The organism is Nonomuraea sp. NPDC049141 (assembly GCF_040648415.1).
GTDB lineage: Bacteria > Actinomycetota > Actinomycetes > Streptosporangiales > Streptosporangiaceae > Nonomuraea.
Map to the genome: position 1 here is coordinate 376,558 of NZ_JBEZDR010000011.1, position 25,267 is coordinate 401,824.

The 25,267-nt window shown below is 69.7% G+C and carries 25 protein-coding genes; 12 read left to right on the top strand and 13 right to left on the bottom strand.

Annotation, left to right across the window (positions count from 1 at the left end; genetic code table 11):
- Positions 1-98 precede the first annotated feature (98 nt).
- Together AB0B91_RS32975 and AB0B91_RS32980 are read right to left on the bottom strand one after the other, a co-directional pair.
- Entirely contained in the window at positions 99-596 is a 498-nt protein-coding gene (locus AB0B91_RS32975) for a hypothetical protein (protein WP_358327754.1), read from the bottom strand.
- Between the two features lie 31 nt (positions 597-627).
- Positions 628-1,767: a hypothetical protein gene (locus tag AB0B91_RS32980; protein ID WP_358327756.1), complete on the bottom strand. Its 1,140-nt coding sequence runs from the start codon at positions 1,765-1,767 to the stop codon at positions 628-630.
- A 163-nt stretch (positions 1,768-1,930) separates the two neighbouring features.
- On the opposite strand from AB0B91_RS32980, the gene AB0B91_RS32985 reads away from it, so the two are divergent.
- Together AB0B91_RS32985 and AB0B91_RS32990 are read left to right on the top strand one after the other, a co-directional pair.
- Entirely contained in the window at positions 1,931-4,120 is a 2,190-nt protein-coding gene (locus AB0B91_RS32985; RefSeq protein ID WP_358327758.1) for a tetratricopeptide repeat protein, read from the top strand.
- A 152-nt stretch (positions 4,121-4,272) separates the two neighbouring features.
- Positions 4,273-4,992, top strand: coding sequence for a VOC family protein (locus AB0B91_RS32990; RefSeq protein ID WP_358327760.1), 720 nt, complete (start codon positions 4,273-4,275; stop codon positions 4,990-4,992).
- A 16-nt stretch (positions 4,993-5,008) separates the two neighbouring features.
- On the opposite strand, the gene AB0B91_RS32995 is transcribed toward AB0B91_RS32990, so the two are convergent.
- Together AB0B91_RS32995 and AB0B91_RS33000 are read right to left on the bottom strand one after the other, a co-directional pair.
- The gene (locus AB0B91_RS32995) at positions 5,009-6,538 is read right to left on the bottom strand and encodes an MFS transporter (protein ID WP_358327762.1); all 1,530 of its coding nucleotides are present in this window, start codon (positions 6,536-6,538) and stop codon (positions 5,009-5,011) included.
- Positions 6,539-6,547: 9 nt separating this feature from the next.
- Complete coding sequence (locus tag AB0B91_RS33000; RefSeq protein ID WP_358327764.1) at positions 6,548-7,162, bottom strand: class I SAM-dependent methyltransferase; 615 nt, start codon at positions 7,160-7,162, stop codon at positions 6,548-6,550.
- Between the two features lie 91 nt (positions 7,163-7,253).
- On the opposite strand from AB0B91_RS33000, the gene AB0B91_RS33005 reads away from it, so the two are divergent.
- Positions 7,254-7,850 carry an XRE family transcriptional regulator gene (locus AB0B91_RS33005; protein ID WP_358327766.1) on the top strand — a complete coding sequence of 199 codons (597 nt, stop codon included), beginning with the start codon at positions 7,254-7,256 and terminating at the stop codon, positions 7,848-7,850.
- Here the strand turns inward: AB0B91_RS33005 and AB0B91_RS33010 are convergent.
- Complete coding sequence (locus AB0B91_RS33010; protein WP_358327768.1) at positions 7,843-8,784, bottom strand: LacI family DNA-binding transcriptional regulator; 942 nt, start codon at positions 8,782-8,784, stop codon at positions 7,843-7,845. The genes AB0B91_RS33005 and AB0B91_RS33010 overlap by 8 nt on opposite strands.
- 188 nt (positions 8,785-8,972) lie before the next feature.
- Between AB0B91_RS33010 and AB0B91_RS33015 the strand changes: the two genes are divergently transcribed.
- From AB0B91_RS33015 to AB0B91_RS33035, 5 genes are read left to right on the top strand one after another with little or no spacing between them, the layout of a single operon-like run.
- Entirely contained in the window at positions 8,973-9,743 is a 771-nt protein-coding gene (locus AB0B91_RS33015; protein ID WP_358327770.1) for an ABC transporter permease, read from the top strand.
- Positions 9,740-10,531 (top strand): ABC transporter permease, encoded by a 792-nt coding sequence (locus tag AB0B91_RS33020; protein ID WP_358327772.1) that lies wholly within the window; start codon positions 9,740-9,742, stop codon positions 10,529-10,531. Before AB0B91_RS33015 ends, AB0B91_RS33020 begins: the two co-directional genes overlap by 4 nt.
- A complete protein-coding gene (locus AB0B91_RS33025; RefSeq protein ID WP_358327774.1) occupies positions 10,528-11,505 on the top strand; it encodes an ABC transporter ATP-binding protein in 978 nt (325 codons plus the stop codon). Before AB0B91_RS33020 ends, AB0B91_RS33025 begins: the two co-directional genes overlap by 4 nt.
- A 53-nt stretch (positions 11,506-11,558) precedes the next feature.
- Positions 11,559-12,611, top strand: coding sequence for a polyamine ABC transporter substrate-binding protein (locus tag AB0B91_RS33030; protein ID WP_358327776.1), 1,053 nt, complete (start codon positions 11,559-11,561; stop codon positions 12,609-12,611).
- A complete protein-coding gene (locus tag AB0B91_RS33035; RefSeq protein ID WP_358327778.1) occupies positions 12,608-13,681 on the top strand; it encodes a hypothetical protein in 1,074 nt (357 codons plus the stop codon). Before AB0B91_RS33030 ends, AB0B91_RS33035 begins: the two co-directional genes overlap by 4 nt.
- Before the next feature lie 179 nt (positions 13,682-13,860).
- On the opposite strand, the gene AB0B91_RS33040 is transcribed toward AB0B91_RS33035, so the two are convergent.
- From AB0B91_RS33040 to AB0B91_RS33055, 4 genes are read right to left on the bottom strand one after another with little or no spacing between them, the layout of a single operon-like run.
- A complete protein-coding gene (locus AB0B91_RS33040; RefSeq protein ID WP_358327780.1) occupies positions 13,861-15,537 on the bottom strand; it encodes a hypothetical protein in 1,677 nt (558 codons plus the stop codon).
- A gap of 15 nt (positions 15,538-15,552) precedes the next feature.
- On the bottom strand, positions 15,553-16,359 hold the full coding sequence (locus AB0B91_RS33045) for a carbohydrate ABC transporter permease (RefSeq protein ID WP_358327782.1): 807 nt from the start codon (positions 16,357-16,359) through the stop codon (positions 15,553-15,555).
- Complete coding sequence (locus AB0B91_RS33050) at positions 16,356-17,252, bottom strand: sugar ABC transporter permease (protein ID WP_358327784.1); 897 nt, start codon at positions 17,250-17,252, stop codon at positions 16,356-16,358. The genes AB0B91_RS33045 and AB0B91_RS33050 overlap by 4 nt, the downstream gene beginning before the upstream one ends.
- A gap of 4 nt (positions 17,253-17,256) precedes the next feature.
- Positions 17,257-18,537, bottom strand: coding sequence for an extracellular solute-binding protein (locus AB0B91_RS33055; protein ID WP_358327786.1), 1,281 nt, complete (start codon positions 18,535-18,537; stop codon positions 17,257-17,259).
- A gap of 182 nt (positions 18,538-18,719) precedes the next feature.
- Here AB0B91_RS33055 and AB0B91_RS33060 point away from each other — a divergent pair, with 182 nt between their 5' ends.
- The 3 genes from AB0B91_RS33060 (at position 18,720) to AB0B91_RS33070 (ending at position 21,155) form a co-directional block, all read left to right on the top strand.
- The gene (locus AB0B91_RS33060; protein WP_358327788.1) at positions 18,720-19,736 is read left to right on the top strand and encodes a LacI family DNA-binding transcriptional regulator; all 1,017 of its coding nucleotides are present in this window, start codon (positions 18,720-18,722) and stop codon (positions 19,734-19,736) included.
- 88 nt (positions 19,737-19,824) lie between these two features.
- On the top strand, positions 19,825-20,472 hold the full coding sequence (locus AB0B91_RS33065) for an ATP-binding protein (RefSeq protein ID WP_358327789.1): 648 nt from the start codon (positions 19,825-19,827) through the stop codon (positions 20,470-20,472).
- Positions 20,469-21,155 (top strand): response regulator transcription factor, encoded by a 687-nt coding sequence (locus tag AB0B91_RS33070; RefSeq protein ID WP_358327791.1) that lies wholly within the window; start codon positions 20,469-20,471, stop codon positions 21,153-21,155. The genes AB0B91_RS33065 and AB0B91_RS33070 overlap by 4 nt, the downstream gene beginning before the upstream one ends.
- Here the strand turns inward: AB0B91_RS33070 and AB0B91_RS33075 are convergent.
- From AB0B91_RS33075 to AB0B91_RS33090, 4 genes are all read right to left on the bottom strand, one after another.
- On the bottom strand, positions 21,121-21,915 hold the full coding sequence (locus AB0B91_RS33075) for a CPBP family intramembrane glutamic endopeptidase (RefSeq protein WP_358327793.1): 795 nt from the start codon (positions 21,913-21,915) through the stop codon (positions 21,121-21,123). The genes AB0B91_RS33070 and AB0B91_RS33075 overlap by 35 nt on opposite strands.
- A 123-nt stretch (positions 21,916-22,038) precedes the next feature.
- The gene (locus AB0B91_RS33080; RefSeq protein WP_358327794.1) at positions 22,039-24,312 is read right to left on the bottom strand and encodes a hypothetical protein; all 2,274 of its coding nucleotides are present in this window, start codon (positions 24,310-24,312) and stop codon (positions 22,039-22,041) included.
- A gap of 87 nt (positions 24,313-24,399) precedes the next feature.
- Positions 24,400-24,726 carry an AzlD domain-containing protein gene (locus tag AB0B91_RS33085; RefSeq protein WP_358327796.1) on the bottom strand — a complete coding sequence of 109 codons (327 nt, stop codon included), beginning with the start codon at positions 24,724-24,726 and terminating at the stop codon, positions 24,400-24,402.
- Between the two features lie 6 nt (positions 24,727-24,732).
- Complete coding sequence (locus tag AB0B91_RS33090; protein WP_358327798.1) at positions 24,733-24,969, bottom strand: hypothetical protein; 237 nt, start codon at positions 24,967-24,969, stop codon at positions 24,733-24,735.
- A 96-nt stretch (positions 24,970-25,065) separates the two neighbouring features.
- Between AB0B91_RS33090 and AB0B91_RS33095 the strand changes: the two genes are divergently transcribed.
- Positions 25,066-25,266, top strand: a complete 201-nt coding sequence (locus tag AB0B91_RS33095) for an Lrp/AsnC ligand binding domain-containing protein (RefSeq protein WP_358327800.1) — start codon at positions 25,066-25,068, stop codon at positions 25,264-25,266.
- The last annotated feature ends 1 nt before the right edge of the window (position 25,267 follow it).

Consider the following 25,267-nt stretch of genomic DNA (forward strand, 5'->3'; position numbering starts at 1 on the left):
CGCCGCGGCAGGCGCCCGGCCACTAACGGGAGGGCCCCGTTCCCAGAGCGGGAACGGGGCCGTGGAGCAAGACGAGTCAGGTGACCGGGGCCGGCCGGTCAGCTCCGGTCGATGTACCAGTTGCCGCAGAAGCTACCGAGTATCGCGGTGCGCGCGCAGGCCCGGACCGCGTAGTGCCGTTGCTGGCTGGTGTTCCAGTTCAGGACGAGGCTGCTCTCCGAACTGGAGAAGGGGCCGCACTGCTTCCAGCCGCCGTTCGCGTTGACCTGTTCGGTGGTGGGATGCATGGGCAGGCTGCTGGGCATTCCCTGCAGACTGCGGTCCGCCCAGACCTGCTCGCCCGAATAGCGGGGTGAGAGCCTGGCGTAGCTGTAGTTGAAGGCGCCGCCGTTCCACAGTTGGAGTCTGCGGTCGCCCAGATCGGGGCTTGAGCCGACGACGACCTGGTAGTAGTCGGGGATCCCGGACTGGTCGCACTCGGACGGGGTGGCGCTCGCGGCGGAGACCGGAACGACGGCCCCGGCCGCCGCGCCGATGATCACGGCGAGGAGGATCTTCACGAACCGGTTGGAGGTCGTTGACTTTCCAGCACTCATGACTGTCCTTTCATTGGCGAAATGTGCGTGATCAGTTGGGATCGACCCAGAAGCCGTCGTGGTCCAGCAGTCGCTGATAGCGGACGAGGGATCCGTACTTCCCTCCGGCGCCCTCGTTCTCGTCCCTGGGGACCATGGCCCAGCTGAACGCGCCGCCGCTCGTCGAGGCGCCCTCCCACGTACGCGCCATGGGGTATTCGTCGCAGGTGTATCCCGTGGGACGGGGCCGCCAGTCGGGGCAGGCGATTCGCCGGTTCTCGTCGGCCTTGTCCTCGTTGGCCAGCCGGTGGAGCGGGGTGGTCCCCGGGGCTCCGGGGAGCCCGCCGGCCTGCGCCGTCCTGATGTGCGCCCTGACCTGCGGGTAGTCAGTCAGCCCGCTGAGCGTGGGGAGGAAGGTCGGTATGACGCAGCCGGCGCCGCTGAGAATCCTGTCGCAGCGAATGTCCGGCGAAGGGTAGGGGCCCTTCTCGGGCGGGAAGACGTTGACGACTTCCGTGTCGCCGCCCGGATGCGTCACCTGCGGATCGTAGGTGGTGTGAATGGTGCGTTCCCCATTCCCGGGCACGTTCACCAGATGAGGTACGGGCGGGGTCAGGTATTGCGGGGAGTTCTCCGGCAGCGTGATCGCCGGGCCGAAGTCGCCCGCCGTGCAGCCGTAGGAGCAACTGACCGCCAGACGGAAACCGATGGCGTCATCCGAGGTCAGCGCGCCTTGGGAGTTGAAGCGCACGATCGCGAAGACGTCGGTGAGTTCGAGGCTGTCGTAGAACATGGCGATGTAATGGATGTAGTTCAAGGTGGTGCGGCCGAGCAGGGCCCCTGTCGCGGTGTCGTAGAGGCTGACCGTCGCGTAGTTGATCAGGCAGGAGGCGAATCGCCTGGTCTTCCACGCGCTCTTCGTCTGGTCGTCAGGGGGGTCGATGCACCAGGCGGGCAGGGGTGGCGGGGTGGCGGCGACGCTCGCCGTGGTCAGGGCCGACGTGGAGGGCGGTTGGGTCACCGGTGCGACGCACAGGGCCTTCTTCTTGCCCTGGCGGGCGAGTGACGGTAATCGGTGCCTGATGCGGTCGCAGCCGTTGTCCGTCTTCGTCGGGGTGGTGGCGTACGCGTCGGCGCCCGGTGCCGCGAGCAACGCGCACATGAACAGGAGCAGAAGCGTGATGGTTCTCATCCGAATAGTGCCCATGGCATCCCGTCAGGCCGGTGGGTGAGACCCCCTCAGGGAACCAGCCGCGGCAGTCCGGACGGCAGGCGCTCGACCGGCGGTTGACCGGCGGTTAGGCTGCGGGCGCGCGGACATGATCGCGTACTGTGAACCGGCCGGAAGGGGATCGATGTTCGGCGACGCGCTGCGCGAGTTCCGGGTTCAGGCGCTGCTCACACAGGAGGAACTGGCCGCGCTGTCCGGCGTCAGCGAGCGGCAGATTCGTGAGATCGAGTCCGGCCGCGTCACGGTTCCCCGGGCCAGCACTGTCCGGGTGCTGGCCGACACCCTGAAACTGTCCCCGGCGGACCGCGCCGCCTTCCAGCTCGCCGCGCAACCGGACGCCGGTCATCCGCCGGCGCCCGCGCAGTTACCCGGCGACGTCGACGGTTTCACCGGCCGTGCCGCGGCGCTGCGTGCCCTCGACGCCGCCACGGCGGCGGTGGTCACCGTCTCCGGGCCGGCGGGCGTGGGCAAGACCTCGCTCGCCGTGCACTGGTCCCGCCTGGCGGCGCCGCGTTATCCCGACGGCCAGCTCTACGTGGACCTGCGCGGCTTCTCCCACCACACGACGGTCGATCCCGCCGAGGTGATCCGCGGATTCCTGGACGCGCTCGGGGTGCCGCCCGACCGCATCCCGTCCGGCTTCGACGCGCAGGCGGCGCTCTACCGCAGCCGGTCCGTCGGCCGCCGCCTGCTGGTCGTGCTCGACAACGCCCGCGACGCCGACCAGGTCCGGCCGCTGCTGCCCGGGGGCCCCGCCGCCCGTACGGTCGTCACCAGCCGCCATCAGCTCACCGCCCTGGTCGCCGAGACCGGCGCCACCGCGCTGCGCCTGGACGTACCGGAGGTCGAAGAGGCGGTCGAACTGCTCAGCCGCCGGCTGGGCACGGGCACCGATCCCGCGGGCGTGACGGCGATCGTGGCCGCGTGCGGACGGCTCCCGCTGGCGCTGGCGCTGGTCGGCGCGCGGGCACGGCTGACCGGCTTCCCGCCCTCGGCGATCGCCGCCGAGCTGCGCCACCCGGGCGGCCGGCTCGCGGCCCTGGAGATCGACGCCGTGTTCTCCTGGTCCTACGACGCGCTGAGCCCGGCCGCCGCCCGGCTGTTCCGGCTGCTCGGGCTCGCCACCAGCGCCGACATCGCGGTGGCGGCGGTGGCCGCGCTGGACGGACGGGCGCTGTCCGAGGTCCGGCTGACGCTGGCCGAACTGACCCACGCCAGCCTGGTCATCGAGCACGCGCCCGGCCGCTACCGGACGCACGACCTGCTGCACGCCTACGCCCGTGAACGTGCCATGGCCGAGGAGTCCGAGGCCGCGCGGCAGGCGGCGCTGACCCGGCTGCTCGACCACTACACGCACACCGCGTACCACGCCGAGCTGGTGCTGAACCCGGTGCGCGCGCCCATCCCGATGACCCTCGCCGAGCCTACGGACGGCGTCGAGCCGAAACGCGCGTTCGACCTGCCCGCCGCTCTGGACTGGCTGAGAACCGAGCAGGCGGTCCTGCTCACCGCGCTGCGGCAGGCCGAGGAGGAGGGTATGCATCGGCACGCCTGGCAGTTGAGCTGGGCGCTGGACACGTTCCTGAACGACCAGCGGCGCTGGCAGGACGAGGGCGCGGCGTGGGCGGTGGCGCTGCGCGCGGCGACCGCTCTGACCGACCGGCCCGCGGCGGCGCACGCGCACCGCTTCCTGAGTGCGGTGCACGGCCGCCTCGACCGGTTCGACGACGCGCACGACCACATGCGGCAGGCGCTCGACCTGAGCCTCGCCGCCGGACACCGGGCAGGCGAGGCGGAGAGCCGTTTCGTGCTGTCCTACGTCTATTGGCTGCAGGGGGACCGTGAGCAGGCGCTCGACCAGGCCGAGCAGGCGTTGTCGCTCTTCACCGAGCTCGACGACCCGCTCTGGGCGGGCAAGGCCAGTCTCGCCGTGGGTTGGTACCTCTCCGAGATCGGCGCCTGCCAGGAGGCCCTGTCCTACCACGAACGAGCGCTCGAACTGCAACAACGGGCGGGCGACCTGGCCAACGAAGTGGTCACCTGGGACACGCTGGGCGTGCTCCACCAGCGGCTGGGCGATGCGGAGTCGGCGATCAGGCACTACGAGAGCGGTCTGCGCCGGATCGGCACGATGGAGAGCCCGGGGTTGCGCGCCCAGTTGCTCGGGCATCTCGGCGACGTGAGCGAGGCCATCGGCGACTGGCAGACCGCCCGCGAACGCTGGCTGGAGGCGTACGAGATCCTCCGCGAGCTCGGCCACCCCCAGACGGGCGACCTGCGCCGCAAGCTTCAGTCGCCCGGCCCGTCGTCGTAGTCCGGGCCTGCCTGCGGTTTACGGCCGGAAGCATCGCCGTCTGCCGCAAAATCGTTGGCGTCGCCGTCAATGAGCGGGCTAGCGTTGCCGCGTTATGCGCCAGGAGGACGTGTCCTGTCTGCGCGGGTGGGTCAGCGGATTGGAGATGCTCTATGACTTCGCAGCTTGTCGCGCTCTGCTTCGATGCGAACGACCCCCTCGGTCTCGCGCGCTTCTGGGCCGGAGTCCTGGGCTGGGAGATGGCCGACGACCCCCACGAGGGCATCACGCTCCTGCCGAACGATGACACCGGGTTCCGGATCCGTTGTCTTCCGACCGAGGAGAAGAAGACCGAACCGAACCAGATCCACTTCGATCTGACGAGCAACTACGAGGCCCAGGAGCAGACGGTGGCGAGGGCGCTCGCACTCGGCGCCCAGCACATCGACGTCGGGCAACTGCCGGAGGAGGGTCATGTGGTGCTCGCCGACCCCGAGGGCAACGAGTTCTGCGTCATCCCGCCGGGCAACAACTTCCTCGCCGACTGCGGATTCATCGGGGCGCTCGCGTCCGACGGTTCGCAGGAGGTCGGCTACTTCTGGAGCGAAGCGCTGGGCTGGCCGTTGGTCTGGGACCAGGATCAGGAGACCGCGATCCGTTCACCGCACGGCGGTCCGAAGATCACGTGGGGCGGCCCGCCGGTGAGGCCGAAGACCGGCAAGAACCGGCTGCACTTCGACCTCGCTCCACCTGCGGACGGCGATCAGCAAGCGGAGGTCGACCGGCTCATCTCCCTCGGAGCGACTCGGATCGACCTCGGCCGGCACGGGTCCGGTCACGTGATGATGGCCGATCCCGACGGTAATGAGTTCTGTGTGTTGCCCCCTCGATAGCGTGACCCGGGGTCCGTTATCGCGGACCCCGCGCCAGGACGTAGACGAACAGGACCGCCATCACCACCGCGCCTGCCCACATGGCCTGCTGCCAGCCGTCGACGAAGGATTCTTGGGCGCCTCGGGTCAGCGCCCGCGCCTGAGGGCCGACCCTGTCGGCGGCCGCGAGGGCGTTGGCGACGCCCTCGCGGGCGGTGGCGGCGGCGTCGTACGGCACTCCGTCGAGCCGGGAGTCGATGGCGCCGCGATAGCCGGCGGTCAGGACCGCCCCGAGCAGGGCGACACCGAGCGCGCTGCCGAACTCCCGGGTGACGTCGTTGAGCGCGGACGCGACACCTTGACGCGCGCGTGGCAAGGCGGTGGTGATGGCCTCGGTGGAGGGTGTCATCGTCACACCCATGCCGAGTCCCATGGCGAGCATGCCGGGCAGGATCGAGAGATAGCCGCCGTCGACGGAGACGGAGGTGGCCATGAGGGCCAGCCCGGCGCCGCCCAGGAAGATCCCTGAGGCCATCGTCGAGCGGCTGCCGATGCGCGCGGCCACCCGCGGGGCGAGGCCGGAGGCGAACATCATCAGCAGCGCCATCGGCATGAGCGCCAGGGTGGAGCGAAGGCCGGACCAGCCGAGGACCGCCTGGAAGTACGGGAAGAGGACCACGAAGATCCCTGCCTGCACGCCGAAGACCGCCAGGAGCGACACGGAGCCGCTCGCGAGACCTCGCTCGCGGAACAGGCGGACGTCGAGGAGCGGAGCCTGCCGGCGCAGCTCCCAGGCCACGAACCCGGCAGCGGCGATGACGCCGGCCATGAGGCTCAGGAGCGTCGCGGGCGCGGTCCAGCCTCGTTCGGGGCCCTCGTGGAGGAAGAGGACGAGCCCGACCACCGCGACCACGGACGACAGCGAACCGACGACGTCGAACCCGTGCCCTGACTCCTCGCGTGAGTTCGGGATGGATCGCAGCGCCATGACGACGGCGACGACGACGAGCACGACCGGCAGGACGAAGAGCCACCGCCAGCTCGCCACGTCGACCAGGACGGCCGACAGGTACATCCCCAAGATGCCCCCACCGCCGGCGACGCCGGTCCACACGCCGATCGCCTTGGAGCGTTCCTCGTCCGGGAAGGTCGAGGTGATGACGGCGAGGGTGACCGGCATGATCATCGCTGCGCCGACGCCGCTCAGGAAACGCGCGGCGAGCATGAGCTCGGATGACGTGGCAAGGCCGGCCGCCGCACTCGCTGTTCCGAAGACGAGCAGGCCGGCCAGCAGCACCGGCCTGCGGCCCCACCGGTCGCTCATCGCGCCGAGCGGCAGGAGCGCCGCGGCCAGAGTGATGGTGTAGATGTTGATGAACCACAAGACCTCACTTTGCGAGGCGTCGAACGCGACGGTGAGCTCCGGCTGGGCGACGTTCAGCCCGGACACCGAAGCGATGACCGCCATGAGCGCGATGCAGACCGCGACCAAGATCGTACGTCGTCGTCGTGGGTCGTGGATGGTCGGATCGGGGGCTTCCGCGTCTGCGGACGGGTTCGTACGCATGAGATTCCTTTACCGGCGGCGGGTGGCGCGCACGACGACATCGTGGAGAGGGACCGCTCGGCCGGTGACCGTACGGAGGTGCTCTTCCGCTGTGACGATCTCCCACTCCGCGCCGTCCATGCGCGCGGTGATGGCCGCGGAGGTGACCGACGCCTCGGCAGGCGGGTGGTGTCCGTGGCCGGTTGAGCCCGGGGTGTGCAGGTGCCCCACGATGAGCAGCGTGCCGCCGGGAGCCACCCATCCGGCGATGCGGTCGTAGAACTCCAGTTGGGGCATCACCGGGTGGGCGTAGTGCGTCATGACCAGGTCGAACCGCTCGCCCGGGCTCCAGGCGCTCAGATCCGCCTCGACCCACCGCAAGCGCTCGGGCGCCCCGCTCGTCGCCGCGCGCTCGGCAGCGCGAGCGAGGGCCTCGGAGGAGATGTCGGCCGCGGTGACGTGCCAGCCGTGGGAGGCGAGCCAGATCGCCTCGGCGCCGCCGCCGCACCCCGCGTCCAGAGCCGTGCCCGGTGTCAGGCCGCTGGTCTCACGGGCGAGGTACGGGTTCGGCGGGTTGCCGCCCATGGATCCTGGACCCTGTTGCCAGTGCCGCTCCCAGAAGTCCTTGTCGAATCCGTGCGTCATAGGTCGTCCCCTTCGTTCGCGGTTCGTGCTTCATGGTGCTGATCGAGGAAGCAGATGTGCAAACGTCGTTGCCGAATGGCAAAATGGAAGGGTGGACGAAACCATAGACCGCACTCTTGACGCTGTCGGACCGAGGTTGAAACGACTGAGGCTGCATCGCGAGGTCACGCTCGCCGGCCTCGCGGCGGAGACCGGCATCTCCATCAGCACCCTGTCCCGGCTCGAGGCGGGCCTGCGACGTCCCACGCTCGAGCAGCTGCTTCCGCTCGCTCGCGCCTACGGGGTCACGCTCGACGACCTCGTCGACGCGCCGCCGACCGGCGACCCCCGCGTCAACCTGCGTCCCATCCCCTGCGGCGACGGCTCGGTCATCCTGCCGCTGACCCGCAGGCCCGGAGGAATCCAGGCGTACAAGTTCGTCCTCCCGACCGGAAGCGACGACGCCGAGCCCGACCTGCGCACCCACGAGGGCTACGACTGGGCCTACGTCCTCAACGGAACGCTCCGCCTCGTGCTCGGCGAACACGACCTCATCCTCAAGCCGGGGGAGGCCGCGGAGTTCGACACGCGCACCCCGCACTGGTTCGGGGCCACCAGCGCCGGCCCCGTCGAGTTCCTGAGCCTCATCGGGAAACAAGGCGAGCGCGCGCACGTCCGTGCGGCACCGAGACCTGGCCCGGCTAGCTGATCGGGACGGTGAGGCGGCGTCTGCTGGGTGGTTGCTCCTTGCGCTCGCCGAGCAGGGTCATGAGCTGGTCCATGGCCACCTCGCCGAGCTTTTCGCCGTCCACGTCGATCGAGGGGACGTCGCCCAGGCCGAGGCTCTCGACGATCATGCGCTCCGAGCTGACCACGACATCGCGGATCCCGCGGTTGAGCAGGGAGAACATGACACCAAGGCCGATCGAGGTCGCGTAGGGGACCACGGCGGTGGCGCCGGCGGCCACCACGGCCTCCGCCGTCTCCACTCCGGCGGCGAACGTCGAGGGGTAGGGGCCGAGCATGGTCAGCGTCGCGCCGCTCGACTCGGCCGCGGCGCGGATGACCGCCTGGCGCTGGCGATCCTGCCAGGAGCCCGCCGGGCCGCCGATGTAGATGATGCGTTCGTGGCCCTTCTCGGCGAACCAGGTGACGAGCGCGCCGAAGGCGGTGGCCGTGTCGGCGACCGCCGAGGTCATGCCGTCGATCTCGCGGTCGATGAGCACGGTCGGCTTGTACGACGCGGCGGCGCGGACGATCTCGTCCGAACCTCGGGGCGCGGTCAGCAGGAAGCCGTCGACCTGGTGCGCGAGTTGCTCGACCGAGGCGAGCTGGGCCGCGTGCTCCAGAGAGTGCACCGCGATGGTCAGCTGCATGCCCGAGTCGGCCGCGCGCGCCTGGGCACCACCGATGATCGGGGTGAAGAAGGTGTTGTCGAGCGTGGGCACGACGATGGCGACCACGCCGGTCCTCCCCCGGGCCAGCTGGGTGGCCGCCCGGTTGGGGACGAATCCGAGCTGCTCAGCGGCTGCGCGGACGCGGGCCACCGTTTCCGGGGCGGCCAGGTCCGGCCGGCCCAGGGCGCGGGAGGCCGTCGCCTTGGAGACCCCGGCCAGCGCGGCGACGTCCGCGAGTGTCGGCACTGATGCTCCTTAGTCGTCGTTACACGGAATTCACGGCGGGGTTTGTGCGCGGGGCCGCTCATAATCTATGGTCAGGCTTCATGGAACCGGTTCCGCAACCGGTTCCAGACAAGCGTACGCCACTGAGAAAGGACGCCGACATCTCCCGCACATCGGCCTTTCTACTGGTGCCTGGTCTCGTCCTTCTCGTGGCAGGTTTCCTCATCCCCTCCGCCGCGATGCTCTTCGCGCCGCCGGACGTGCCGACCAGCCAGATCTTCGCACGCCTGGGCGAGATGCTCACGGATCCCTACGATCTTGAGGTGATCGGGCGCACGGTCGGGCTGGCCCTGGCTGTCACGATCATCTGCGTCGTCCTCGGCTTTCCCATCGCCTACTGGCTCGCCCGCTCGCCGTCCCGCTGGAGCGGGGTCTTCCTGGCAGTGGCGATCTTCCCACTGATGCTGAGCAACGTGGTGCGGACGTTCGGCTGGCTGGTGATCCTCGGCTCCAAGGGGGCGCTCGGCCAGTTGCTCGTCCAGCTCGGCATAGTCGACGTGGCGCCGCAGCTGCTCTACACCAAGCTGGCGATCGTCCTCGGTCTCACCCAGCTGTTCCTGCCGCTGGCGATCATCTCCTGCTACTCGGCCGTCGCCCAGGTCGATCCCGGCCTGGACGACGCCTCGCGCGGGCTCGGCGGGAGCAGGATCCGCACGATGTGGAACATCGTCATCCCGCTGACCATGCCGGGCATCGTGGTGGCCGCCACCCTGGTCTTCGCGGGCTCCGTCACCGCTTACACCACGCCCTATCTGCTCGGCGGCTCCAGCCAGCGGATGCTCTCCACGCAGCTGTTCAACTACGCCAGCACCACGGTCGACTGGGCCTCCGCCTCGGCGACGGCGCTCATCATGACGGTCCTGGTCTTCCTGGTCTCCGGGCTGTCCTCGCTGATCGGGCGGAAGGGGGCCACCTCATGAAGCGGCCGATCACGGCGGCGCTCGCGGTCATCGGCTACGTCATCATGATCGTGCCGATCATCTTCGTGGTCGCCACCGCCTTCACGGCGGGAAACACCCTGAGGTTCCCGCCCGACGGGATCTCGCTGCGCTGGTTCGACGAGGCGCTCGGCTACGAGCCGTTCATCGAGGCCGCGATCTCCAGCTTGGAGCTCGCCGTCCTCGCCACGGTGCTCGCGCTGCTGCTCGGCGTGCCGGTCACGCTCGCCGTCCACCGTGGCAAGCTGCCCGGTAAGGGCCTGGTCGAGGGGTTGTTCCTGTCGCCGCTCATCGTCCCTGAGCTGGTCGTCGGCCTCGCGCTGTTCCAGCAGCTGATGGTCGGCCTGGACCTGGACAACTTCAGCACCCTGCTGGTCGGGCACACGGCGCTGATGCTGCCTTATGCGGTACGCGTGACCGGCGCCTCGCTCGCGCTGGCCGACCCCGTGCTGGAGGAGGCCGCCCGGGGACTCGGCGCCTCGCCGCTGCGGGCGTTCTTCAACGTGACGCTGCCGGTCCTGCGGCCGGGGATCTTCTCCGCCGGGCTGCTCAGCATGGTCACGTCCGTCAACAACGTGCCGCTGTCGCTCCTGCTGCAGGGACGCGACTTCCGGACGCTGCCGGTGACGATGCTCGACTACGTGCAGCAGTCCTATGACCCGATGGTCGCCGCCGCTTCCACCCTCATCCTGGCCGCCACCGTGGTCATCGCGGTGATCGCCGAGCGCACGGTCGGATTCGCCAAGATCTTCGGAGGGATCAACCAATGACCGCCGCCGCCGAGCTGATCGGAGTCACCCAGAGGTTCGGCTCCTTCACCGCCGTCGATGAGATCGACCTCGCCGTGCCATCGGGGAAGCTGACGACGCTGCTGGGGCCGAGCGGCTGCGGTAAGACCACCACGCTCAGGATGATCGCGGGCTACTCGGCACCGACGTCGGGGACGATCCGCATCGACGGGGTCGACAGCACGCGCACGCCGCCGGAGAAGCGGGATCTGGGGATGGTCTTCCAGTCGTACGCGCTGTTCCCGCACATGACGGTGGCCGACAACGTCGGCTACGGGCTCAAGCTGCGCAAGGTGCCGGCCGCGGAGAGACGGTCACGGGTCATGGAGACGCTCGAGCTCGTCGGGCTCGCGCACCTGGCCGACCGCAAGCCGAAAAAGCTCTCCGGCGGGCAGCAGCAGCGGGTGGCACTGGCCAGGGCGATCGCGATCAGGCCCAAGCTCCTGCTGCTCGACGAGCCGCTGTCCAACCTCGACGCCCGCCTGCGCGTCCAGATGCGGGCCGAGATCAGGCGCATCCAGGCGGAGACCAAGCTGACCGTCATCCTCGTCACCCATGACCAGGACGAGGCGCTGGAGATGTCCGACGAGATGGTCATCATGAACGAGGGCAGGATCGTGCAGCAGGGCTCTCCCCAGCAGGTCTTCCCCCGTCCGGCTGACCGCTTCGTCGCCGAGTTCCTCGGCTACGAGAACTTCCTCACCGCGGCCGACGGCACCCCGCTGACCATCCGGCCCGAGCATCTGCGCCTCGCCGAGGAAGGTCACGGCCTGGACGCCACGGTGGTCGACGTGGCCTTCCGCGGCGTCGACCTGCTGGTCTCCCTCGACGTGGTCGACCCGTCGGGCGCGACCGTCAGGCTGCTCGCCGACGTACGCAGCGGCACGACCCTGACACCCGGATCGAGCGTCACGGTGCTCGCGCCGGACGACCATCTGGTCCCCCTCCCCCGCTGAACGCCGCTGAACGCCGCTGAACTCCGCCGATTTCCGCTGAAAGAAGGAACCCCATGCCCACGCGCCGTGCCGTACTGGCCGCTGCCCTGACAGTGCTCGCCGCAGCCGGATGCTCCGGCTCCGGGTCCGGTGAGAAGCAGGCCGATCAGAACACCATCGTCGTCAGCACCTTCCCCTTCGGGGTGAAGGAGTTCGAGCAGGCGGTCGTCACTCCGTTCACCAAGCAGACGGGGATCAAGGTCGAGCTGGACACCGGGTCCAACTCCGACCGGCTGTCGAAGCTGAAGCTCACCAAGGGCAAGCCGGAGGCGGACGTGGTGCTGATCTCCGACTACTTCGCCGCGCTCGGGCAGAAGGACGGCCTCTTCCAGAAGGTCGATGTGCCCAACATCAAGGAGCTCGCGCCGTTCGCGACCGAGGGCGCGTACGAGGGGCCCGCCTACACCCACCAGCTCAACGGGATCATCTACAACACCGGCAAGCTCAGTCAGAAGCAGGCCGCCGACTGGGCGTTGTTCGCGAACCCGGCGAACAAGGGAAAGGTCGCGCTTCCCGATATTTCAGTGACCGCCGGGCAACTCATGATCTCGGGGGTGGGTGAGTCGTACGGCAAGGGCCCCTACGACATCGACACGTCGTTGAAGACCCTGGCCGGTTGGGCGCCGAACGTCCTGCAGTTCTACACCTCCTCGACCGAGGTCACGAACCTGCTGAACCAAGGCGAGATCGTCGCCGCCGACGCGCTGAGCGGCTTCGCCACCAAGCTCGCCACCTCGGGCGAGCCGATCGCCTGGACGGCTCCCGCCAAGGGCCGCTACATGGCCACCAACCGGGCGATGATCCCCAAGGGCGCGCGCAACCAGCAGGGAGCGGCGAAGTTCATCGACTACATGCTGTCGGCCGAGACGCAGAGCGCCATGGCGAAGGCCGTCGGTGACCTGCCCACGAACCTGAAGGCCGAGATCCCGGCCGACATCGCCAAGGTGACGGGCGAGGCGGCGAAGGACCCCGTGGCCGCCGGGTTCAAGACCCTCGATCCCGCCCAGCTCGTCGACACCCGCACCACCTGGGTCGACCGCTTCACCCGCGAGGTGGCCGGCAAGTGAACCTTGACCTGATGCCCAAGGTCGATCTGCACTGCCACCTCATCGGCACCGTACGCGCCGCCACCTTCGCCGAGCTGGCCAGGCGGGAGGGGCTCGATCTCTCCGACACGCCCGAGCGGATCTACGCGGATGTGAACTCGCTTCCGCCGGACCCGGCGCTCTACCTGAACACCCGGATCCCGGTGCCGCAGGGCAGGAGCGCGGACGAGCCCGAGGTCTCCTACTCGCTGTTCCAGGTGTCCTCGTGGGTTCTGCAGGTCCTGCGCGAGGCGGACGATCTCACCAGGATCACCTACGAGGCGTTCGAGAACGCCCACCGGACCAGTGCGACCAGGCATCTCGAGCTCTCCTTCGACGCGCTGACCGGGCATCAGGAGAAGCTCGGCTACGCCACGGTGATCGAGGCGTACGCCGAGGGCATCAAGATGGCGGAACGCGACTTCGGCATGTCGGGCCGGCTCATCGCGGCCGTCGACCGGAGCACGTCGGGTGAAGAAGCGCTCTCCTGGATCCGCACGGTCGTGGACAACCCGCACGACTACGTGGCGGGGATCGGGCTGGACAACCTGGAGACCGCCGGGCCTCCCGAGCGGTTCGAGGCCGCCTTCCGGCTGGCCGGTGAGGCCGGGCTCCGCCGTACCGCTCACTCCTCCGAGCACGCGCCCGTCGCCGTCAACACGGTCACCTGTCTCGACGTGCTCGGGTGCGACCGGATCGACCACGGCTACTTCGTACTCGAGGACGACGAGGTCGTCGCCAGGGTCAGGGACGAGCAGATCCCGTTCACCGTCATCTCGACCACCTCGCGGCGCTCGTGGCGGCCGTGGCGGCGGGCGTCGATCGCGGCGATGCTCGAGGCCGGGCTGAACGTCATCCCCGCTTCCGATGATCCCGGGATGTTCCCGACGTCGCTGGCGAACGAGTATCGGATCCTGTCCGATCAGCTCGCCGTACCGGATGAGCGGTTGCGCGCGATGGCGCTGGCCGGGGTGGAGGCGTGCTGGCTGCCCGAGCCCGAGAAGGACGGGCTGCGCAAGCGCTTTGAGAGCGAACTCGCGAGCGCGGAGTAGTCGGCATGCTGCGTTCGGCCACGACGCGCTGACCCGCGCATGCGGTTGCCTCCCGCCAGGAGGGCGGTTTCCGCGGCCAGGAGGGCATCGAGCGCGGCCGTGCGATTCTCCAGGCCGGGCACACAGATCGTCTCGCCCAGGCGCAGCCCCGCATTCGACCCTGACCTGTCACAGCCGGATCACGGTCTGGTTCGCCTTTCGTGGGCGGCGGCGAGGATGAGGTAGGCGCTGGCCGTCCAGGTGTAGGCGCGGTCGCGCAGGCCCTCGCCGGTGCGGGCGTCGAAGTTCTCGGCGAAGCCTGACTTCTCGCACAGCGCGCGGAAGCGGGCGCTGATCTCGTCGGCCAGGTCCGGGTATCCGGCGCGACGCAAGCCGTCTTCGATCAGTACGGTCGAGGGCGCCCAGATGGGGCCGCGCCAGTAGCCGTCGTCCTGGTAGTGCTCGGAGGCAGGCAGCTCGGTGGCGGGACCGAACGCGGTCAGGTGCTGCTCGATCCGGGCGGCCAGCGCCGTACGGACGGGTCTCGGCAGCTCCTCCCCCAGCGCGATCGGCATGAGGTCGAGCAGGCTGGAGCTGGACCAGGTACGTCCGGAGCGCACGCCCCGTGCGCGGAATCGTTCGCCGTCCCACAGCTCGGCGAGGAGGGCGTCGCGCATCCGGTCGGCCTGCTCGCTCCATCGGGCGGACGTGTCCGGGTCGGTGGCCAGGCGGGCCAGCTGGCGCAGTTGCAGCACGAGAAAACAGGCCAGGTCGGCGGTCTCGACGACCCGCTCGTGGTCGAAGGTGGTGGCGTTGTCCCAGCCGCTGTCGTTGCCGTGCTGGTAGTGCGGCAGCTCCCGCCCGGGGGCGCGGCGGGCGTCGAGCCAGAACGTGGTCCAGCGTTCGAGCAGCCGATAGGTCTCGGCCGGATCGGGCGCGGGCGGGAGGTGGCGCAGGGCCCAGCCGTGGATGGGCGGCTTGACGAAGTTGTAGAGGATCTCGGAGTGGGTGATGGAGTCGGGCAGCGCGCCCGCGGCGTCCTGGTGGTCGAAGGGCAGCCGGAACTGGTCCCAGGCCAGCTCGGGCAGGCCGTCGGCGAGGGCGAGGGCGTTGAAGCAGTGGTCCCAGCTCCACACCTTGTCCATCCAGTGCTTGGACATGAGCACGGCCGGCCGGGTGACGAACCCGGCGGGGCGCACGGTGGCCGACCACAGCACGTAGGCGGCCAGTTCGGCGGCGGGAGTGCGGTCGCCGCGCCAGGGCGCGACCGCCGCGACGAACGCCTCGAACTCGGCCCGCGCCGCCTTGGCCACCTGTTCGAAGGCATCCGTGCTCGCGTAGGGGGCGCGCGCGGTCTCGTACTCCTCGATGGCGATCTCCCACGTCTCGTCGGCCGGCAGGACGACGCCGCGCTCGGCGGTGCCGAGCGCCTGGGCGCCGAGGTGGTCGGCGCGCCCGCTGACGAGGGTGATCCGGTAGCGGCGGCCGGTCTGGTAGACGGTGAAGACGTAGGAGTCGTCGCGGGGGTCCTGGTAGAAGTACGGGCCGCTGAACGGCGTCAGTACGGGGTCGGCGGCCAGCAGGCGGAGCCCGAGGCCGCGGCCTTTGACGCGTACGGTGTCGGCGTTGTCGTAGACCAGGTCGATCCGGCCGTCGTCGCGGCTCCAGGTGAGCTGGTGCGGGGTAGCGGTGATGGTGGTCTCGACGGCGGGGATCAGCCGCAGAACCGCGTGCATGCCGGTCTGGTGCGAGACCAGATGCACGTCCTCGGCATAGGTCTGCTCCGCCACCACGGGCGAGAACCCGAACCAGGATCCGCGGTAGCTGAACGGGATTTCCCGCAGGGAGAACACCGGGCCCGAAGCGGCGACGGTCATGAAGTGAGGGTCCCTTCAGTCTTTTACGGCACCGGCGGTGACGCCTGCCGCGACGTAGCGCTGGGCGACGACGAGCAGGATGGTGGCCGGGATGGAGGCGATCACGGCGGTGGCCATGATGGCGTTCCACTCCTGGTTGTTGTTGCCGATGTAGTGGTAGATGCCCAGCGTGATGGGCTGGTGGTCGCCGCCCTGGTCGAGGGTGCTGGCGAAGATGAAGTCCGACCACGCCCACAGGAAGGCGAACAGCGACACCGTGATGATCGAGTTGCGGCTGACCGGCAGCACGATCGAGGTGAACGTGCGCACCACGCCGGCGCCGTCGGTGCGGGCCGCCTGCAGCAGTTCCTCGGGGATGCCGGACATGAACGCGGTCAGGATGAGCACCGCGAACGGCACGGCGAGGGTGGAGTCGGCCACGATCAGCCCGGGAACGGTGTTGAGCACGCCGGTGGTGAGGAAGATGGCGTAGAAACCCATCGCCATGATGATCCCGGGGATCATCTGCGCGATGAGCAGCACGAAGCCTAATGCCCCACCGCCACGTGGGCGCAGCTTGGCCAGCGAGTACGCCGCCGGCGCCGCGAGCAGCAGGGTCAGCGCCACCGTGCCGAGCCCGACGACCAGACTCACGCCCAGGTAGGGCAGTTGCTGGTCCAGCACCGCCCGGTAGCCGTCCAGGGTGCCGTTGACCGGGAACCAGCTCGGCGGGGTCTTACGCATGTCCTGATCGCGGGTGAACGAGACGTTGATCATCCAGTAGATCGGGAACAGCATCACCGCCGTGAGCACCAGGCCGATCGCGCTCTTGAGGCGCCTCATGCCAGAGCCTGCCTGCGCTGCGCGCGGATGTAGATCAGCCCGAAGACCAGCGCCGCCACGATGAGCAGGTTCCCGACGGCGGCTCCGGGCCCGAACGAGGGCACGAGGTTGCCGAACCCGAGCCGGTAGGACCAGGTGGCGAACGTGGTGGAGGCCCCGCTCGGCCCGCCCTTGGTCATGATCCAGATGATGTCGAACACCTTCAGCGTGTAGACCAGGCCGAGCAGCAGCGTGATCGCCGACACGGGGCGCAGCAGCGGGAAGGTGACCCGCCAGAACCGCTGCCAGCCGTTGGCCCCGTCCAGCGCGGCGGCCTCGTAGATGGCCGGCGAGATCGCCCGCAGCCCGGAGTACAGCACGACGAGGTTGAACGGGATGCCGATCCAGATGTTGGCGATGATGACCGACCACAGCGACCAGTCCGGCGAGGTCAGCCAGTTCACCGGGCCGATCCCGAGCCCCGACAGCACCGCGTTGACCACGCCGGAGTCGCTGTTGAGCAGCCACGACCAGGTGGAGGCGGACACGATCAGCGGCAGCAGCCACGGCACCAGGAACAACCCCCTGAGCGTGGCCGACAGCCGGAAGTTCGTCAGGAAGAACAACGCCAGCGCGAGCCCGATGGTGAACTGGAAGGCCAGCGAGACCAGGGTGAACACCGCCGTGTGCCACAGCGCGGGCCAGAAGGTGGCATCGGCGAACACTTTGGCGTAGTTGGCGAACCCGGCGAACGGGGCGTCGCCCCGCACGAAGGAGCGCACGGTGTAGTCGCGCAGGCTCAGCTCGACGTTGCGGTAGAGCGGATAGGCGTAGAACACCAGCAGGTAGAGCACGACCGGGGCGAGAAACGCCCATGCCGCCCACTGGCTGGACCGCTGTGTGGTTCGGTTCATGCTGCTACTGGATCGCGCTCGCCGCGGCCGACTGCGCCGCGGCCATGGCCTCCTGAGGAGACTTGGATCCGCTCAGCGCCGCCTGCACCGCGCCCCACAGGGGCTCGGAGATCTTCGGGTACTTGGTGCCGAGGTCGTCGCTGGTGCGCCCCTTGGCCGCCTTGACCGCCTCCACCCACACCCGCAGGTCGGGCGTGGCCGCCACCTGCTTGGCCTGCACCTGTTCGGTGGGCGCGATGTAGGACAGGGTGGTCGTCGTGGTGAGCGAGTTGTCGGCGCTGGTCAGGCAGGTCACCAGCTTCTGGGCGGTGGTGTAGCGGCCGGTGTCGGACTGCACGGGAATGCTGACGAACTCGCCGCCGGTGGGAGCGGGCGTGGTGCCGCCGTCCTTGCCGGGAACCGGGACGATGCCGTAGCCGAAGCCGGCCTTCTTGGCGTTGGCGAGCTGCCAGGTGCCGTTCTCGGCGAAGGCGAAGTCGCCGGTGGCGAACTCCTGCCAGCTGGTCGTCTGGGTGTTGTTGATGACGGAGTTGGGGGCGTAGCCCTTCTTGAGCCAGTCCGCCCACAGCGCGACCGCCGAGACGCCCTCAGGCGAGTCCAGCTTGGTGAGGTTCGCGCCCGAGCCCCAGAACCAGGGCAGGAACTGGAAGCTGCCCTCCTCGGTGCCGATCGCCGAGAAGGTGATGCCCTTCTTGCCGGCCGCTTTCACCTTCGCCAGCGCCGCCGTCAGCGAGGCCCAGTCCTTCACCGAGGCGATGTCCACCCCGGCCTTCTTCAGCACGTCCTTGTTGTAGTACAGGGCGAGGGTGTTGGCACCGATCGGGACGCCGTAGGTCTTGCCACCGCTCTGGCCGGCCGCCAGCAGGTTCGGCGCGATCGCCGAGACGTCGAGCTTGTTCTCCTCGGTGGTGGTGAGCACCCCGGCCTCGGCCAGCGTGGAGACCACCGGATTGTCCACGATCAGCACGTCCGGCGAGTTGCCCTGCTGGGCCGCCAGCAGCGCCTTGTTCGTCAGGTCGCTGGTGTCGTAACCGGTGCGCTCCACCTTCACCCCGGCGTCGCTACCGCACTTGTCCAGCAGCTTCACCCACTCCGAGCTCTTGTCGTACTGCGGGTACGGGTCCCAGATCGTGTAGGTCCCGGCCCCGGCGGCCTGGCTCGCGCTCGTCGAAGCACCGCTGCCGACGCCGCCGGACGATGACGAGCAGGCGACCGGCCCGCCCAGGGCGGCCAGGACCGCCAGACCCACGCCGGCCGCACGCCGGCTCCTTGCCGCTGATCTCATTGAGCTGACCTCCGAACGAAGTCGAATCGATTCGCCGAATCGGTTCGACCGAACATAGGCCTGCTCCATCGCGCGAGTCAATGGGGATGTGCGAGGCGGCACATCCGCGGCACGGAGCACCACGTCATGAACCGATTCGACCTACGATGGTCGCCGACCGGCGGATCGGATGAGGAGCACGGGTGAACATCGGAGAGATCGCCAAGCGGGCCGGCGTGTCGCGCAGCACCGTCTCCTACGCGCTCACCGGCAAGCGCCCGGTGTCGGAGGAGACCAAGCGCCGCATCCAGACGGTCATCGACGAGCTGGGCTACCGGCCCAACGCCGCCGCCAGGGCGCTGAAGGAGGGCCGCACCCGTACCATCGGCCTGGTCATCCCGCCGGCCAGCCAGCGCCTGACCGACATGCAGCTCGGCTTCGTGGCCAGCGTGGTCGACGCCGCCGCCCGCGCCGACCTGGACGTTCTGCTGTCACCTTCGGGCGGCGAGCACGACCGCTCCTTCGAGCGCGTCGTCACCGGCCGGCGCGTGGACGGCGTCATCCTCATGGAGATCCGGCTGGAGGACGACCGGGTCGCCCGGCTGCTGCGGAGTGGTCTGCCGTTCGTCGGCATCGGCCGTACCCGCCGCCCGGAGGACATGTCCTGGGTGGACATCGACTACGAGACGCTCATCGCCAAATGCGTCCACCACCTGGCCGACCTCGGCCACCGGCAGGTGGCGCTGGTCAATCGCAGCGCCGAACTGGTCGCCGCCGGGTACGGCCCCGGCCACCGCGCGCAGGCCGGCTTCGACCGGGCCGTCGCCGAACGCGGGCTGAACGGTGTGCGGGTCTGCTGCGGCGACGACGCCCAGGCCGGACAGTCCTGCCTTCGGCAACTCCTCGACGAGCACCCGGAGTTGACCGCCATCGCCACCATCAACGAGGCGGCGGTCTTCGGCATGTACCGCGCACTGGACGAAGCGGGCCTGACCGTGCCCGGGAATTTCTCCATCGCCGGCGTCGCCGCCCAGCACTGGGCCGAGAGCCTGCACCCCCCGCTGACCGCCGCCGACGTACCCGCGGACGAGATGGGCGCCCGCGCCGTCGAGCTGCTCATCCAGCGCATCGCCGACCCCGGCACCCCGCACCGCCACCTCCTGGCCGCCCCGCCGATCTCGCTCCGCGGCACGACCGGGCCCGCCCGGCCACGCGCCTGACGGCTCTTGACCATCGGACCAGGAGACGCCTATCGTCCAGGTCGAATCGATTCGACATCCCCCAACTCTCCCGAAACGGGAAAGGCGCATGGCTGAACCCTCGTCCCGGCGGGCACGCTGTCTCACCGTGGTGATCGTGCAGGCGGACGGTGCCGAGTACGCCGCCGAGCACGCGCGGCCCTGGGACCGCGGGGACGCGGGAAGCGTCTTCGCCACCATCGGGCGTACCGCGCGGTCGGCCCTGGCCGAGGTGCGTGGCGTCATCGAGGTGCTCCGCGACGCCGACGGGACGGACGAGCCGCACGGGGCCCGGCTGGGAATCGCCGAGCTCCGGCAGCTAGTGGACTCGGTACGGGCGACGGGACTCGCCGTGGATGTGGAGGCCGAGCCGGCCGTGTTCGACGACGTTCCCTCCGCGATACGGTTCACTGTGCTCCGTGTCGTACGGGAAGCACTGACGAACGTGTTGAAGCACGCCGGCCCGCACGCCACAGCGCACGTGACCGTCGCCAGGACACAAGGGGGGATCATGGTTCGAGCCGAGGACGACGGCGTCGGCAGCCGTCGCGCCGACGCGACCGCCTCCCCACCTGGCTACGGTCTCGACGGAATGCGCGAGCGCTTGCGCGCCATGGGCGGAGTGCTGGAGGCGGGCCCACGCCCTGGCCGCGGATTCGTGGTCGACGCCACGATCCCCGTCCCCGCGCTGCGCCCTGTGAGCCTCGTCAGTCCATGACTCCCCAGCACCTCATCCGCGTCTTCTTGGTGGACGACCAGGAGCTGGTACGCACCGGATTCGCGATGATCCTCGACGCCACCCCGGATCTGCGGGTCGTCGGATCGGCCGGCGACGGGCAGACGGCCCTCGACGCCCTGCGGCGGCCCGAGCACCGTGCGGACGTCGTCCTGATGGACGTTCGCCTGCCAGGTCTCGATGGTGTGGAGACCACCCGGCGGCTGCTGGCCACACCCGACCCGCCACACGTCGTCATGCTGACGACGTTCGACGACGACGAGCTGCTCATCGCCGCCCTTCGAGCGGGCGCGGCCGGCTACCTGCTCAAGGACGCGGGCGCGGCGGAACTGCTGGCGGCGATCCGGGCCGCCGCCGCCGGGGAGACGCCTGTCGCGCCGAGGCTCGTACGCCGCCTGATCGACTCGTTCGTCCTCGCGCCGCCGGTGACCACATCCGCCGAGCGCTCGCCCGCCGCCGAGTCCAGGCTGGGGCGTCTCACCACCCGCGAACGCGAGATCCTCGCCTCGGTCGGCCTGGGACTCACCAACGCGGAGATCGCCGCGCGGCTGCAGCTGGCCGAGTCGACCGTCAAGACGCATCTCGGCTCGGTGCTGCGCAAGCTCGAGCTACGTGACCGGGTGCAAGCGGTCATCCTCGCGCAGGCACAGGGACTGACCGACTGATCCCGATCGCGAGGGCGCAGGCCGCCGTGCCGGCGAGCACGAACAACCCGGTGTCACCAGCCAGGTATTCACGCACCACCACAGGCTGCTCGGTCGAGACCGCGTACTCCAGCAGCAGGGCGAAAGTGGCGTTGTGCGCGAAGTGGGCCAGCACGACCGGCCACACGCTGCCGGACAGGACGCGCAGGTACCCGAAGAGGAACGAGAACGCGATCACCGAGCCACCGAACAGCAGCAGCACCAGGCTGCGGGTCCCTTCGCTGTGGTAGTACGGCGTGAGCAGGATGTACGGCAGGTGCCAGGCGATCCAGACCAGCCCGACGACCAGCATCGCCGAGCGCTCGCCCAGGAACGCGAGCCGTGGCTGCAGGTAGCCCCGCCAGCCGATCTCCTCGGCGAACGCCAGGATCGGCCCGGTGATGGACAGAGCGATCACCGACTGCACCCAGTCGCCCTGCGGCGCGGAGAACCGGCCGAAGCCGAGCACGACGGCGCCCGCGGTGGCGAGCAGGCAGACGCCGGCGGTGGTGGCGACCGCGAGCGGCCAGGTCCGCAGGCCGAGCCGCCCCATGCCGAGCCGGCGCCACCCCGGCCGGGAATAGCCCTCTCGCGTGATGACGAGCAGCATCGCCAGCACGACGAGCAACGGCGATATGGCGAGGATGAGCCCTCCGGCGATGTTGGCGGTGCCCAGAGAGATCGTGAGCGTCAGGACGATGAAAACGATCGACGAAGTGCGATCGGAGAGCTGTTCGAACACGGACAGACCTTCTTTCGGGGAATTGGCCTGGCCCAGTGTTCAAGAACGCGCGCCCGCCGCCATCCACCCACGGTCCGTACTTCGTCCGGCTCTCCCCTCCTGGGACTAGTACTCCAGCAGCATTCAGCGCTTCGGCGGTTTGCGATAGGTGGTGACCTGGTCGCCCGGTCCCGGGTACGCCATGATCAGCAGCCGCTGGGTGCCGTACTTCTCGCCCTTCCAGGGAGACCAGGCGAAGTGCACGCGGATCCGGTAGTGCCCCTTGCGGCCGTTGAGCGACAGGTCGGGTAGTACGGTGCCGCTCAGGCCGTCCATGAAGCTCATCTCGCCGCTCTGGTTGGCGTAGCCGACCTCGACCACGTCCTGCCAGCCCTTGGTCTCGACCGGTGGGCGGCGCGGGTAGGTCTCCAGCGTGACACAGACGTGCAGGTCGGAATCCGTGCTCACCGTCACCCTGCCGGGCTCGGCGGTGACCGGGCCGGCTGTCGTGCTCTTGCCCTCGCCGGCGAATTCGTCGTACAGGTCCAGCCCCGCCTCGGGCCACTCCGGCTCCTTGAGGCGGATCGCCTTGGCGGGCTTGATGAGGGGGCGGTGACTCGGGGTGGCGTCGCATTTGCGGCGCTCCTCGGCCATCGTCTCGTCGAATTCGCGATCCTCGGCGGCCGCTTCAGCCGTGACCTTCGCGTTCGCGGCCGGGCAGATCCCGGCGAGCACCCAGCTCAGGTCACGGACGTTCTCCCCTTCCGTGTCCTGCAGCCGGGCCAGTTCGCGCGGGTCGTCGCGGGTGTAGGCGGCGCACAGGCGACGGCCGTGGGCGAGCAGCACCTGGTCGGGCGTGGTGGCGGCGAAATCGAAGGCGTTGTGCTGACGTACCGCGCAGATGAAGGCGCGTACACCGGTCAGCGGCGCGGGCTCCTTCGTGGCCACTCCGTTCTCCCAGGGTTCGGGCGGTGAACAGCTCGCGGCCGTGGTGATCGGGCCGCGTGACTGGTCGGCGGCCGGCAGGAAGCACAGGACCACGGAGGTGGCCAGGGCCGTCACGAGCACGTGGTGGCGCAGGCGGGCGGCGGGCGGGGCGCCGTACAGGGCGAGCAGGACGAAGGCGGAGGCGGCGAGCGCGAGGCTGTACCACAGCGGGGAGAGTCCGAAGAGGATGTCGCCCTTCTCGTCCGGCTCGAACAGCCCGTCCGGGTACAGGGCCAGCCGCTCCTCGGTCATGTCGGGGATGATCCGCCAGTCCGCCTCGGACTTCGTGGTGAGCGCGGTGACGACCCCCGCCGCCGCGGCGAGGGTCAGGAGCAGCATCGTGACCCGCAGCAACCGCCTGGTCCTGCGTACGACCGCGACCAGGACCAGTACGGCCGGGGCGCCGACCCCGACGAGCAGGTCCACGGCGACCCAGAGCACCGTCGCCGGGTAGCTCACGTACCCGTGGAACAGGTCGTCGACCGCGCCCCTGGGGCCGATCCACACGGGCATGCCGTCCGCGAGGTTGACGGCCGCGGGGATCACCGGGAGCACCACGGCCACGGCAGCGAGGGGCCACGCCCGCGCGGGTGCGACCTGGACCGGAGGCGCCGGGGACGGCACGGGGATCGGGCCGCCCAGGTCGTGGGCGGAGCGGGCCTGCCACACCGTCCCGAAGACACCCAGGATGCTCAGGACCATGAGCAGCAACAGATCGTAGTCAACGCCGGAACCGCCGAACGAGACGATCGAACTGCCGCCCGACGACAGCAGCGACAGCGCCGCCGCGGCCCCGCCCATCCGCACGGTGCCTCGGGTCCAGCGCGTGTCTCTGGCCTGGCCGGCCAGGACCGGCACCAGCCACAGCAGGTAGACGACATTGCCGAGCCGGTACGGAGAGACGAACGGCACGATGTCGTACTGGCCGAGGCCGTAGGCGAAAGTGGCGGCCAGGCCCATGGCGGCGTTCGCCAGCCCCGCCACGAGCCCGAGCAGCCGCAGCCATCGAGGCAGGCTCCCGGCGAGTACCACGAAGAACAGCCCGACGATGGCGACCTGGAGCAGGTCGGAAGGCAGGCCGAACCACCACTGGTACGGGATCGGCAGCCGATACAGCAGCGTGCAGGCGACGCTGAGGTACATGGCCGCCCGTAACAACCGGACGGGCCTCTCGTTGACCGCCGCCGCGCCGATCGGCCGCCCGCGCAGCACCTGCCAGTAGGCCCAGCCCTGCAGGATTCCGCCCGCGACCATGAGGAGCTCCACCCACCAGGTGTAGGGCATGAAGTCCGTGTCCCACCCGCCGGTGACGATCTCGCGGAGCAGCGCGGGGTCGCCGGTGGCCAGCGCGAGGACGCCGGACAGGACGACCGCGACCACATAGATGGCGGCGAACAGCGCGGCGATTCTGCCGAAACGGTAACGGCGCATGGGAACACCCTTGGGCACGAGTGGAGGGGATCAGGCAAAGGCGCCCAACCCTAGCGAGCCACCACCGAAATGATCAAGTGCCGCCCGTCAGATCTGCCAGAGGGCGGACAGCACCGCGTGCACGGCGGTCGCGCCCAGGACGCTGATCACGGCGTTGCGGGTTTTCAGGTGCAGCCCGATCGCGACGGCCAGGGCCAGGGCGGCGGGCACGACGGCCGGCCCGGCGGGGCGGACCGCGCGCAGGGAGTACAAGGTGAGGATCAGCATGATGCCGGTGGGCATCTGGCAGGCGAAGTAGCGCAGGACGGCCGAGCGGCGCAGCGGGGTCAGGACGGCGAACGGCAGGGCGCGCAGACCCCAGGTGACGCCGGCGCTGACGGCCACGGCGGCGGCCAGGTAGAGCGGGCTGGGCATGGGTGTTCACCCTTCCCTGACTGAGACGGCGGCGGGGAGCGCAGGGCGGATGTGATCGGGTGCGGCACTGCGACGGCGGCGGCCGGAGGCGTAGCGGATCAGCAGGCCCGCGGTGAACAGGGCCATCGCGGTCGGCAGCACCTGCCCGGGAGTCAGGAGCACGGCGACGGCGAAGCCGGCCGCGGCCAGCAGGGGGGCGGGCAGATCCCGCTGGGCGCGCCAGGCGTCGATCGTCAGGACCACAGACAGGGCGGTCAGGGCGAAGTCCAGGCCCCGCGGCCCTGGGCCGTTCTCTGGAGGTGGTCCTCTCGGTGGATCGCGGTCAACGACCTGCAGACCGTGGAGGACTTCGAGTCCCGGGTCGCGGCGCTGGAGGAGGTCGTGGAGTTCAGGCGCATGTTCAGCCGTCCGGACTACTACATCCGGGTGGCGGTCGCCGACCCGATCGCCTACGAGGCCTTCCTCAGCCGGCAGATCCTGCCGCTGCCCGCGGTCTCCCGCGTCGACTCCCATCTCACCATGAAACGCATCAAAGATTGAC